5 protein-coding genes are annotated in these 14098 nt (G+C 34.9%); all 5 read right to left on the bottom strand.

Annotation, left to right across the window (positions count from 1 at the left end; genetic code table 11):
* Positions 1 to 59: 59 nt before the first annotated feature.
* Entirely contained in the window at positions 60 to 491 is a 432-nt protein-coding gene (locus tag ACQUQZ_RS20290) for a hypothetical protein (protein WP_435356916.1), read from the bottom strand.
* Positions 491 to 7696 (bottom strand): fibronectin type III domain-containing protein, encoded by a 7206-nt coding sequence (locus ACQUQZ_RS20295; RefSeq protein ID WP_435356917.1) that lies wholly within the window; start codon positions 7694 to 7696, stop codon positions 491 to 493. Before ACQUQZ_RS20295 ends, ACQUQZ_RS20290 begins: the two co-directional genes overlap by 1 nt.
* A 269-nt stretch (positions 7697 to 7965) precedes the next feature.
* Positions 7966 to 11343 carry an efflux RND transporter permease subunit gene (locus ACQUQZ_RS20300; RefSeq protein WP_435357668.1) on the bottom strand — a complete coding sequence of 1126 codons (3378 nt, stop codon included), beginning with the start codon at positions 11341 to 11343 and terminating at the stop codon, positions 7966 to 7968.
* Between the two features lie 166 nt (positions 11344 to 11509).
* Positions 11510 to 12640 carry an efflux RND transporter periplasmic adaptor subunit gene (locus tag ACQUQZ_RS20305; protein ID WP_435356918.1) on the bottom strand — a complete coding sequence of 377 codons (1131 nt, stop codon included), beginning with the start codon at positions 12638 to 12640 and terminating at the stop codon, positions 11510 to 11512.
* Positions 12641 to 12750: 110 nt separating this feature from the next.
* Entirely contained in the window at positions 12751 to 14091 is a 1341-nt protein-coding gene (locus tag ACQUQZ_RS20310; protein ID WP_435356919.1) for a TolC family protein, read from the bottom strand.
* Positions 14092 to 14098: the final 7 nt, after the last annotated feature.

Here is a 14098-nt window from a genome sequence, read left to right on the forward strand (position 1 = left end):
CTGTTCCTGTAAACCAACGCTCAAAATACTAATCCCCAAATTTGGAATACTGTCCAACCTTAAGGATTCATAATTTCTTTTAAACTCTTTAAAACACCTATATAATATTTTTCATAAGTTTCATTTTCTTCCATCCAGTTTTCATCATAAAAAGATTCGGGCTTTAAGTCACACCAAGAACCTTTTAAACTTTCTCTTATATATTCAATAAACTTTCTTTTGTTAATACTTTCCATCTTTTTTAATGTTAAATCAATCATTTTTATCGCATAATCCAACCTGCTATTTTCTTTATCAATTAATTCTTCATCGAAAAAAAATTTTCCATGAGCTATATGGAAATTACTATTTAAATCATCTAATGCTTCATAAAACCATTCTGGGTGTTTATATTCCTTCAAATACAATTCCATGAATTTCTGTACCTTAGATACAATTTGGTTATTTTCTATGTAATATTTTTTATTAAAAAAAACTGGTTCTGCTCCCATTATTTTGTAATATTTATAAGTTTGTTTGTTCCAAATTTATTTGTAATATAATCAATCGTTTCAGCATATAAAGTAGGTTCTAATCGTTTCATATTAGTAAGATTTAAAACAACATAATCAGGCTTTAAAAAATGTATATCTAACGATTCAAAGAATTTTCTTTTTTGTGAAGGTTTTCTTGCAAATTCACTAATAGCCATTTCAGCAATTCCACCACCCGTTTCATCAAAAGTTTTTCCTCTGTATTGTCCACTTAAAGAAATCCAATCACCTTTTGTTGTATTGTCTATGGCTTTATATCGTTCAAAGTATCCATATCGTTCTTCTATTTCAAAACCTGCTTCCCCTTCTATTATAGACTCTTCTCCTTTATCAAGGTCTTTACCAAGTTGTTTTATTCTTTCTATTGGATTTGTTTTTCTTGTATTAATTATTTTTCCAACTTTTTTAACTAATTCAGCATTAGGTTCTTTAATAAGTTTCCAAATATCTACTAAATCAACATCACTTTCAAAAGCTATTTTCAATGCACTATTACCTGTTAAATCAGCTTCTAAAGTAGGCAATAAATCATCTGCTAAATTATCAACTTCATCTAATACATGAGTTGCAAGTTTTTGTATATTTGGGTAATTAGCATATCTTGAAATAACACCCGAAGGTTTAAACCATTTCTTACCACTTGCATCTTCAATTACATCAATAGTACCCGTTTGAAAACTTCCAACTTTATTGATATAATGAACATTGCTTAGTTCATCAACTTTTGTAGTTATGCCTCCAACACTTGTAAACCAACGATTTGTTGTATAAACACCTTCTTTATTAACAATAAATAAATCTGTTGCTTCGCCTTCAGCAATTACTTTAATCTCTGTTGATGTTTGCTCAATTATTCGTAAAGGTATATTTTTTGGCAGTTTGGGTAAGTTTCTTAGGGTATTTACCCCAACCTCAGCAGCATTTGCTCCTCCTGCGGTGGCAAAAATACTCCCTACTTCAAACAATCTTTTGCCAATGGCATAGTTTTGTAAATCGTTTAAAGTGCCAACATTATCCAAATCTTTGGCAAACGTTTCTACATATTTGTCAATGTTATCGGGCAGGTTTTCAAAAGTCTTAGCCCAAGTGTCCCAATTTAATACAATGTCTGCAAATTGGGGTAGCTTTTGTTTAAAATTTACATATTCATCGCACGCCGCAATATCTTCGGCTAATGTTTCTATTTGTTCATTTTTCCATTGCTCTACAACAAAATTGATTATATCTGCATCATAATTCAGTTTTCTTATTTCATTTTCGAGTTTGTCTATTTTTTTAATGTTACCCCAAAGTTCATCTTCACAAGTAATACCCAAAAGGTATTCTCTTAATAAATCATCTATATTATTGAATGGTTTTGTGAATTTACCAAAGCCTACACCTGTTCGATAAGTTTCATCAATTAACCCTGCCAATTGTGCAAAATTAGGATTTCCTACTCCATGCCAGAAGCATTCGGGTACAATGCCTTCTTCATAAGCCTTAAATTCTGTATCAGTACATTTATGCAAAGCCTTCCAATAAGTAGCAAAAGGCTCTAAAAAATCAGATTGTAAGGTAGGTATTGTAGTTTCAACAAGAGTTTGATAGGATTCAACTTTATAGGTAGTCGCACTTGGCAATAACCAAGCACCTTTACTATCAAGCACACCTTTAGGATATTCTCCTTTTTCATTTGGCGTAATAGTTGCCAAAATATCTTTGTCATAAAAACCAATAAATCCTTTTGAGCCTGCATAATATAATGGTGCATATTGCTTGCCATTTATTTGGTAATAATCACCTACTTTTTCAACATCAATATAAAAAGTAACAGAATATTGACCGATTTTATAAGTTTTAGCAGTGGTATTGATGTCAGGGTTTGATAAAGAAATGGCAAAATTATTTTGAATATTCTCAACAACCTCATCAATCAAATTAGGGTCAATAGCCAAAGTATTAAAATCCTCCTTCAAAGAATTACCTTCTATATCTTTTATCAAACCATCAATAGCTGTTTTGCATTTATCTTTATCTGATGCGATTTCCAAAATCATGGCATCAGAAATTGGTGGTAGGCTTATACCTTTTTCTTGAAAAATAGGATTTTCAAGAATTGTATTTTTTATAATTTCTACTTTTTCGTTGGTTATTGGGGCTTCCATTACCAATTTGTTATTATCACAAATCAGGTTTTTGAGAATATCACCTACGGCTTTTTGGGTGGTCATAAAGCCACAGTTGGCATTTTCTGAGGCTTCATTTACTATGTTATCTTGTTGGGTATTACTTAGTTCAGTGGTTTGGAGGGTTGATACTCTGTCATTTTTTAGAATTTTATTCAATTCTATGATATATTCTAAATTAAAAGTAATGGAGACTTTAGTAGTACATTTCAAGGGTTTTCCATTGTTTGTTGTCATGCTACATTCCGAAGTATAAGTAGCTGGCGATTTGCTCGGAAAGGCAATCGTTATCATACTTTTATCCCCAATCTTTTTTCCTTCACTATCATACCAAGTCACTATATTACTTGGGCAATTACTTGAAGCTAATCTCACTTGAACTTCATTGCTACTTGTAAGTATTCCTGCAAAAAGTGCTTTTTCTTTGGGTGTATAGGTCGGTTCTGAACCAGTTACACCAGAGGCAACTGATAGCTTATAAGTATATGTATCTTCTTTAAAAAAATCTGAACACTTGGTCTCATCTGTTATGATAGGTTTTGTTTCTGGTCGGTAAATGATTACTTCTTTATCGCAAAATGGCTGGGTTGATACATTTCCATTCAAATGACAAGTGATTTGATAAGCAACGCTTCCTGAGTTGTTATCCTCTATTTTCATGGTCGAAATATTAATATCGCCATGCCCACCCTTTGAATTTTTCCACGAAAGTGTGCCTAAATCACAACCACTTATCTTGATGCTTGCCAATCCATCTTGTACATTGGGAGGGTTATTATGTCCATCATCAACCAAAGCATTAAAGTCACAAGGATTAGGCACATAAATCTCAAACTTTTTGGTACTTGCTTCTGCACCACTGATTAAACATTTAGCTTTGAAATCAATACTTCGATAAGTACCATTAATCAAAATTGTATTATTTGTTACTTTATTAAAACCCAAAGCTTGACCATTGAGTGAGTAATATTGATAATAATACTCAACAGTACCACTTTGACAGTTGTCATTATAACAACCCCATGATTGTAAACTTACCGTTTTTCCAGCAAGGATATTATTAAAAAAAAGTTCATTATAGGATTTATCAGATAAACCAACAAATAATTTTGGCGGATTACGCCTAAGTGTTACCTCACTTGTGACAGTATGACCATCAAACTGACAAGTGGCTTTATAAGTTATTTCTTTGACTGTTGGCGTAACAATTCCAGTTAGAGGAATCTCTGGTTCCCACGTAACAATTCCTGTATTTGTCTCGGTTACTCCACACCATTTACTACTTAATTGTATTTTATCATCACAATCAAAATTAGTTTTACTGGCTGTTGCGACGAAAGGTGTGCAAATTACTTCTGGAATGATGTTATCTTGTACCTCTTTAATAACTGGATTATAGGGAATATTGAATGGGCATTCTCTCCTATTGTTATCTCCACTGCCATAAACAAATGCAATACCTTCAAAAACAGCAGGTTTTGAAGGTATTGAAAAATACTTTATATGATTTACTCCGCTATTAGAATTGCTTAGTGTTCCATCAGACCATTTAATACTTGAACAATTTGCATTGGCTTCATTATTATACCATTTTGAAACAATTTTAATCTTACCATCTTCTATTGATAAAGTGTGTGGATTGCTGCCCGCATATTCCCCACAAAGAACGTTAGGTCTTGTTATTGTCAACTCTTCCGTTTCACATTTTTGCCCAAATCTTGTGCATGACGCTTTAATTTTTGCCTCTCTACTCCGCTTGATGTTTGAGATAAGAAATTGATTTGGTTTTATCTCTTTGCCATTTATTTGACCTTCTTTAGAAAAATCCCAATCTACAATTCCATTTTCACAACCCAACAGCGTTATCATTTTTGAACCCGATGGAGTTCCCCAAACATTTTCATCTGCATCATTGTCATTTTCAAGCAGTTTTATTTGACAATTAATATTAATAGTAGGTAGTTGAAAAGCACACGTATTGCCTTCTGTATTTTTACAATAAACCGAATAAGTTTGTGGTTTTGAGGGAACATTTAACCAAATTTTATTGGTATTTACCGTAGTCAATTTTTCATCTTTCCAAATAACATCACTGCTACAACCTTTTACAATTAATCCTACTTCTTCGCTCTGTGTAATGTCATAAGTGGTAGCTCTTGCCACAACATCAGAACATTTTTTTTCAACTGTTATTTTTACTTTATCATTACAAACTTTTGTTTCTCCATTCTTAAATTCTACAGTACAACTTAACTCATAAGTAGTTGTTTCATTGGGTGTTACATTGATGCTTCTTTGGTTAGTTAAAGTCACATTTCCCCAACTAATATTATCAATACATGAGGAAGATGCAGAAAGCGTTATGGTTGAACCTTCGATAATTCTTGTAGTTGTGATTTCAATCAATCCATGACATAAGCTACTTGTAAAATCTCCTTTGGCTGGGTCGCTTTCAGTATTATTACCCACAGCAACAATGCTATACTCGTAATTTTCATCAGGCACTAAATCCTTTAAGGTTACGGTATTAGATTTAGGAAAAACAATGCTTATAATACCTTTTTTATCTTTATAAACTACCTTATAGCTATCATGTAATTTGTTTTTATCCCACGTTAAAGTCAAAGTATTGTCATTTACTTTTACTTGCTTTACATTTTCGGGTATTGGTAGCTTATTTTGTAAAGTTGTGAATGTCCCGTTGTTATAATTGTCCACCAGCTTCTCGTCTACATACCCTTCAATCTTAAATCTATATACACTATTTTCTTGTAGATTTTTAAGTAATAAACGATTTGAATTAGTTGTTTCTATCAACTCACCACCATCGGCAGTTTTGTAGCTTATTACATATTTCGTAAAATGAGGGTCGCCTTGCCAGGTGATAGTGGCATCATTATAACTAATATTCGATGCTAAAACATTTTGTATTTTTGGTAGTTTAGGCTTTTGTTCTTCCTGCAATACTTTGATTTTCTCAATAATAGCATCTATCTTTTCCTTCAAATTAGGGATGATTGGGTAGCCATTCCCATTTTCAATAGTTTGCTTGTCGGCATTCAATTGAGTGATAATAGCTTTGATATCGTCCATTATTTCCGATATTTTTGGATTACTTTCTTCAGCAAATGTTTCGGCAAATTTCTCTTTCCAAGTGTTGATAGCTACTTCAATTCCTTTGGTATAAGTCAATAAATCTTGCTTTTCTTGTGGTGTAGCTGTTCCATTTATAGCTATTTCTTCGCCTTTTTGTTTGTATTTGAGCAAAGTAGCTTCCAAATCTCCATGAAATATTGTAGGGTCGGTCAACTTGATGATGTCGGCAATGGTTTTGATTTGTTCGTTTTGCAGTTCACCTTGACTAATATTTCGATTACGGAAATAACCAGCATCAGGAACTTCATAAACACAACCACCATGCGTACCTTCTTCTCCCTTTTTAATCTTTACTCCTGAAAACTCAACTGCCATAAAAGCTCCATCCAGGAAAGGAAGTTTCACTAAGCCTTTACCCGAAAAAGCATTTCCACCACCCACTTCTGTCACCAAAACAGCATAATCATAAATGCCCAATACATCACCAATAGCTAAAGAAGTCAAATCCTCACCTGTTGGAATTGGGATTTTTGGATGGTCAATGCTACATTCTTCATAAGAGCTGGTGTTATTAGCACATTTAGGTTTAATTATTTTTTCAAATATATCTGCTACACTCTTGGGTTTAATTGAAGTTCCATCGCTCAATAATTCAACTTTGATGCTATATGGGTCAAGAATAGCAGGGTGGAATGCCACCCAGTCTACTTCTTCAATTTTTTCATCAAAAATGGAATCGTCAATGATAAACTCAATTCTCTCAGAACTTGGTTCACCAATGACTGGATTGCTATTATCTAAAGCACCAAAGGCCTTGGTATTTGCTCCACAATTAGAGCTAGCTTTAAATTCATAAGTAGTTTTGTCTTTCAAGTTTGAAACAACAGTGCTTTTTCCTTCAACAGTTAAATTATTCCAAACATTACTTCGACTTTGTTTGTACCAAACTGTTGTTGATGTTTCATCATTTTGCTCCCAAGTAAGTTCCACTCTTCCTTTCTCAATTGGATTGATAATCAAACCTTCGGGAGCTAAACAAGGCTGTCCAAAACTAAAATTCACTACTTGACTTTTGCCTTCATTTTCATAATCATCAAAACCGTTAATATCTTCTTCTTGCACTTGAACTGCATATCTTTTACCTTTTTCTAATGGAATATTAGCTGCTCCATAATTGAAATATGGGGTAGTGGTAGTTATTTCAATGGGTTGAATGCCACTATTAGCTACCATATTTGGGTCTTCTCCAGTATTTAATGGATAAATACGGAGTTTAAAAGTTTTCCCTTGAGCTGCATTGAGTGAAGCGGTGCTTCGACTTGTCCAAGAAAATAAGATATTTTGAGGATTTGTAACAGGAAGAATAGCTCCATCTTGTGGAATATTGATGATGGGCGGATAATTTTTGAAAACATTCATCAAAGCCATTCCTGTATTGGAGACTTGTCGATCTCTATCAATTTCATAGGCTTCCACAGTCCAAGTATAAAGTCCTTCGGGTAATCTTCCACCTGCATAGAGGGTACTAATGTCAATGCCATCTACCGCCAAATTTGAAATATTAAAATATTCGGCCAAGTCTGCCGAAGTAAGCAAGGTTGCACTACCTGGATTCAAGTGTATGGTTTGACTTGGAATAAACCCATCAACGGTACGAATATCCACACCAACACCTGACAAACGGATTTTGAGATAAACATCGACCGAAGGCTTGGTCAAATCTTTGAGCAATAAATGCACCTTAAACATCTCGGTACTGGTACTAATTTCTGACCATTTCAAAGAGAAACTTGGCTTAACGATGGGTGTACACGTAACGGGATAGTTTTGGGCAAAAAGGAAATTGGATATTAGTAAAAATACCAATAGTAGCAAATGGTGTGAGATTCGTGTGTGCATAGTCTTGGGACTATTCTATTATTTCTATCGTTTTCAATAGAAATTCTTGTGTGTGATTAGCTGAAATTTATTTTTCTGCAACAAGATAAAAAAAAGTCCTTTTCCTTTAATAAAAAGGGGGATGAACAACGCACATTGTATGCAAATGACTTTTTTTGAGTATTGACCAAAATTTATTTTAGAAGTGTAAAATTTATGATTGTAATTATTATATATACAAAAAGCCCCAATCTTTAAAAGAATGGGGCTTTTTGTAAAGAGAAAATTGTTTATTCAACCACCTCAGCTTCTTCAACTACTTCAACAGTTTTGTTCTTGCGAAACCATTTGTCTCTTACACGCTCATTGATGTAGTACAAGCATGGTACAATCACCAATGTAAGCACTGTTGAGAAACTCAGACCAAAGATGATTGTCCAAGCCAAAATTCCCCAGAAAACTGCACTTTCTCCTCCGAAAAATAAGTGTGGATTCAGTTCTGTAAACAAGGTAACGAAATCTAAACTTACACCAAGAGCCAAAGGAACTAGTCCAAGAATGGCTGCTGATGCTGTCAATAAAACGGGCGTTAAACGCACCCCTCCTGCTTCAACAATGGCAGCTTTAAGTTCATAACCTCTACTACGTAATTCGTCAGTGAATTCAATTAACAAAATACCATTTTTCACCACAATACCTGCCAAAGCGATGATTCCAACACCTGACATCAAGATTGAGAATGTCATTCCGAAAGCCATAAAGCCTAAGAAAACACCGATAAATGATAATAAGATTGTAACAAAAATGATTACTGGCTTGATAACCGAGTTAAATTGCGTTGCCAAAATCAAATAAATTAATAAAACCGCTGCTACTAACGCTCCTGCCAAGAATGTTCCTGTTTCTTGCTGTGCTTCTTGCTCTCCTCCCATTTTCACAGTATAACCACTCGGTACATCCATTTGGTCAATTACTTTACTTTGTATTTCTGCCACAATTTCGTTGGCATTATAGCCATTCAAAACTTCAGAACCAAGTGTAATAATACGTTGTAGGTTTGTACGATTAATTTGGCTAAAAGTGGTTGAATAACTCACACTTGCCACCGAATTTAATGGTACTTGACGTAAAACACCACCCATATTCATATCACGATAAGTTATATTCAAACTTAACAGTTTTTCTATTTGATTTCTATCATCAGCCTTCAATCGTAATTGAATCGGGTATTCGTCTTTATCATCTCTAAACTTCGAGATTTCAGCACCAAATAAGGCTGTACGAATCGCCAAGGCAATTTGTGAAGTACTTATACCTTCACGTTGAGCTTTCACTTTATCAACATCAACAATGATTTCAGGTTTGTTTGTAATCAAATCTGACTTCAATTCTTCAATACCTTCAATTCGTGCTGCTGTAATTCTTTTGCGAACTTCTTTTTCGATGCTAATGAGTTGGTCAAAATCATCTCCTGCAATTTCAACCGAAATAGGTTTTCCAGTTGGCGGGCCGTTGTTTTCTCTTTGAACCGATATTTCACTACCTGGAATTCCTTGCAATTCTTTACGAACTTCTTCCAAAAGCTTGACAGAAGATATATCTCCACGCTCTTCTGCTTTCACAAAAGCAACGGTAATTTTAGATTTTTGAGGCGTTGCCGAACGGTCAGGATTGAAAGGATCTCCTGCATTTTTACCAACATTTGAGATCACAGAATTAATTGCTTTCTCTGCTTTATTTCGTTTAATTACTGCAAAAACCTTCTTTTCAAGCACTTTTGTTACAGAGTCTGTTAGACGTGCATCTGTACCTACTGGCATCACATTATAGACATAAATAAAGTCAGGGTCACCACTTGGGAAGAAAATAACTTTTGGTTTTACGATACCCAACAATACAAATGTCATGATTAATACACCAAACATACTCAAAACAGCATACACTGGGCGATAACCTACGATTACCCAAGAAATAAGATTACGATACGCTTGTTTGAAACGTGGTAAAGCACCATCTTGGAATGGCATAATGATTTTTGGTGTCAATACAAAATGATTGAATACATAGAGAATTGCCATCAAAACAATGAAATTACCTACACCAACATTAATAAAGTATGCTGGTACTGCAATAATCGCCATGATAATCAATGGTCGCTGAATACCACGGAAACTTGTATCTATGTCTTGCTCTTCATGACGTTTCATAAACGTAATCGCAAAAACTGGATTCATCACATAAGCCACAATCAATGAAGCAAAAAGTGTATAAATCAAAGTAATTGGCAAATACTTCATAAATTCTCCAACGATTCCAGGCCAAAATAATAGTGGAAAGAATGGAGCGATGGTTGTCAAAGTTCCTGACAATACAGGCAAGAATACTTCTGACGCAGCCAAAGCAACGGCTTCTTTTACACTCAAATTCTTGAATCTATTAAACAATCGGTGAGCATTTTCGATAACCACAATGGCATCATCCACCACAATCCCGAGACCTAACAAGAAGGCAAAAAGCACAATTGTATTCAATGTAAAACCTGAGAACCAAAGCGGAATAAAGGCAATCAAGGCAGAAAGTGGCACTGAAAGTCCAACAAAGATGGCATCACGCACACCCATAAAGAACATCAATACAATTACCACAAAAATAAATCCTAAGACTACGGTATTGACCAAATCAGCAATACTGCTTTTGACTCTTTCCGAAGTATCAGCCGTAACTCTCACTTCCAAACCTTGTGGAAAACGGTCTGAACGATATTTTTCTAATAATGCTTCAATTCTTTCTGAAACTGCAATCACGTTTGCTCCTGCACGCTTCACAACATTGAGCGTCACAACTGATTTTCCATCTAAACGAGCAAAATCTTGACGATCTTCACTGCTATCAATCACATCAGCTACATCACCTAATCGAACCGTTGCTCCTGTCGAACTACGAATTTGAATATTCCTCATTTGTTCAACAGTACTAAATTCACCTTTTACACGAATCGTACGTCGAACATTATCAACGTTCAATTCTCCACCTGAAATATTCACGTTTTCACCTTGAATTGTACTTTGAATATCATAAAATGTCAAACCTGCGGCCTGCATTTTATATAAATCAAGGTTAATCTGAATCTCACGCTTCAATGTACCAACAATATCAACTTTCGTAATTTCTGGGTATGACTCAATTTCATCTTGCAATTGCTCGGCATAATCTTTCAATTTTGCAAGGGGAAAATTTCCTACCAAGTTGATGTTCATAATCGGAAATTCTGAAAAGTTTACATCTTGTGCCGTAGGGCCACTATCGAGTTTTTGTGGTAAATCACGCTTGGCTTTATCAACGGCATCACGCACTTTTTGCAAAGCAGCTTCTACTTTTACATCAGGGTTGAATTCAATTAAAATAACCGAAACGTCTTGCAAAGCATTAGATTTGATACGTTTTACACCAGAAATCGTCTTCAATTGCTTTTCAATTGGCTTATTAATAACGTTCTCAATATCGGCAGGTGTTGTTCCAAAATAAATCGTTTGGACATAAATCTGTGGTACTTTAATATCAGGAAACTGTTCTTTTGGTAGGTTAAAATAAATACCCAAACCAGCCATAAATATCATTACTGTGAAGATATAAACAGTAGTTTGGTTATTGCCTAACCAACGAACCATATTGTAGATTGCCCCACTTCCATGAGGTATATCTTGATGTTGTAAATTATCTTTTTCCATAATCCAAAACCTTTCAAAGGGCTTTTATGATTGTTTAATGTTATATCAAATACTCCCCTCCTTATCGGGGCGACCGACGCTTCGGAGGGGTCGGGGGTGAGGTTTGTTAAAAATTAACCGCCTGCCCATCAACTAAATCTTGATAACCTTGCGTAATCAACATATCGCCAGTTTGCAAACCTGAAGTAATTTCGATGTCACCATTATAAGTGATACCTGTGGTAACTTTGCGACTGCGTGCTACTTTTTTTGCACCTTCTGTAACAGCTACATAAACGATGTCACCTAACTCCGTATGCTGAATATAGTTTTGATTAATAATAATTGCATTGGCTTTCGCTTGGTCATTGATATTCAAAACTGCAGTCATATTTGGCTTCAATTGACTGTCAATTTTTGGAATTGATGCCTCTACTGCAAATGTTCTTGAAGCTGTATTAACCGTTTGACTAACAAAAGTCAATTTAGCTGTTGTTTCTTTTCCTAAATCTGGGAATTTTACAACTACTACATCTCCTTGCTTAATTGTGCTTGCATAGGTATCAGCTACTTGAGCCACAACTTTAAGATTATCAGAATTAACCACACGTACAATTCCCAAACCTGGAGCGGCCATTTCACCAGCTTTCATACGTACTTCATCTACAAATCCACCTATTGGTGAAACAACAGTTGTCATTGCTGTTTGAGCTTTGAGTGTAGCAATACGTTTCTCTAAAGATTCGACTGTACTTTTTGCTTGAATGTATTGAATCTCAGTTCCAATTTTTTGATCCCAAAGAGATTTTTGTTTTTCATAGAAAACCTTGGCCGTTTCTAATTGTACATCAATTTCTTGAAGCGATTGTTTCAAAACTGCATTGTCAATCGTAGCGATGGTTTGTCCTTGTTTTACGTAATCGCCTTCTTTTACATAGAGCTTAGTAATCGCTCCACCCATTTGTGGCGAGACGAAAATATTATTTTTTGCATCAACTCGTCCTTGAATTTCAACAAAGTGTTTGAAGTTTTGTGAAGCAAGTGGCGAAACTGTTACGGTGACAACTTTCTCCACGTCTTTCTTTGGATCAAGAATATCTAATTCGGCTTGTAATTTTTTAATACTTGCCGTGATTGTTTTTTCTTCCGCTTGTAATTTGGCTAATTCAGCCCTTTTCTCTGAAAGTTTATCGCCACCACCTTTTGAGCAAGCAACTAAAACAACAAGTATTGATAATGTATAAAGTGAATTTTTCATATAAAATATAAATGAGTGAATGAGTGATTTATAAATGAGTGATTTAGTGAACTGAATGACTCACGTATAACGCTATAATTGATAACTGTTTACTGATAATTGTCACGGTTTTACTCTGCCAATAACTTACCTCTTGCTTTATCTAAATCAACTTTGGCAATAAGCAAATCGTAAAGTGCAGCAAAATAATTGGTTTGAGCTTCTTTCAACGAAGATTCAGCGTTGATAACTTCAATATTAGTACCTGCTCCAGCTTGATATTTTATTTTTGAAACCCTCACCACTTCCTGTGCTAAATCCATATTTGCTTTTTGAGATTTCAAACTTTCTAAGCCATTTTTTAAGCTAATAATGCCTTGTGCTGCTTGTAAATCAAACAATTCACGAAGATATAAAGCACTTTGGTCAATTTTTGTCAAATTAATCTGGTGTTGTTGAATCTGTATTTTTCGTAAACCACTATCATAAATTGGTATTTGCAAGCCTATATTCAATGCCGACGAACCAAACCAACGCTCTAAAGGGTTAAATCTTGGATTACTATGACCCGCACCGAGTGAACCCGAAAAGAAAACTTTTGGAAAAACCCCTTTTTGTGTTCGCTCCATATCTAAAGCTGCCAATTTTCGTTGGGTCATCAAGGTTGAGTATTCAATACGTCCACCAAAATCAACACTTTGATAATCAGGCAATTGCAAAGTATTTATGTCTGTTTCAGAAAGTTTATCTTTCAATACAATGGGTTCTTGCTGTTTTATTCCCATTTGGAATTTTAACAAACCATAACTCAATTCTATTAGGTTTTTAACTTTTTGTGTCTCAGTCACTAAATTATTGCGTTGTACTTGCAGACGGTCAACATCCAATTTTTCGATAAAACCTTTTTCGTTCATGATTTTCATCTCACGAAGAAGGGTATCCAAACGAGTGATATTTAAAGCCAAAATTTTGCTTCGCTCTTCGGCAACTAAAACCGAATAGTACGCTTTCATGACATTTTCAGCAACTGTCAATTTTGTGCTTGCGACAGTTCTTTGTGCCAATTCACGATAAACAGGAGCCGCCTTGATACCGACCAACCAAGTTGCATCATACAGCAATTGGTTAAGCCCGATGCCAGCTTGACCACCCCAAGGCACACCAAATTTGAACTTGGTAACCTCTCCTTCTGCGGCATTTGGGTTAAAGTTCTTAGCAGAAATCAATTGCGTTGGAATAATCACATTGGCAGTGTATTGAAACGAGCCAGTGATTTGTGGTAAACCAGCCGCTTTTACTTGCTTGATGGTATTTTCGGCAGAATAAATCTCTAATTCAGCATTTTTTACTGTTAAATGATTCTTTATACCATATTGAACTGCTTCTTTTAAGGAAAATGACTGCTGACTATAAGCAGTTATACTTAAAATTAGGAAAAGTAAGGGAGAAAAAGCCCGTAGTTTTATTTTCATACTTCTG

Source organism: Emticicia sp. SJ17W-69, from assembly GCF_051209875.1.
Lineage (GTDB): Bacteria > Bacteroidota > Bacteroidia > Cytophagales > Spirosomataceae > Emticicia.

Bases quoted from the DNA above. Each gene is read 5' to 3' on its own strand.
- ACQUQZ_RS20290 (WP_435356916.1), bottom strand. From the start codon at position 491: ATGGGAGCAGAACCAGTTTTTTTTAATAAAAAATATTACATAGAAAAT.
- ACQUQZ_RS20295 (WP_435356917.1), bottom strand. From the start codon at position 7,696: ATGCACACACGAATCTCACACCATTTGCTACTATTGGTATTTTTACTA.
- ACQUQZ_RS20300 (WP_435357668.1), bottom strand. From the start codon at position 11,343: ATGGTTCGTTGGTTAGGCAATAACCAAACTACTGTTTATATCTTCACA.
- ACQUQZ_RS20305 (WP_435356918.1), bottom strand. From the start codon at position 12,640: ATGAAAAATTCACTTTATACATTATCAATACTTGTTGTTTTAGTTGCT.
- ACQUQZ_RS20310 (WP_435356919.1), bottom strand. From the start codon at position 14,091: ATGAAAATAAAACTACGGGCTTTTTCTCCCTTACTTTTCCTAATTTTA.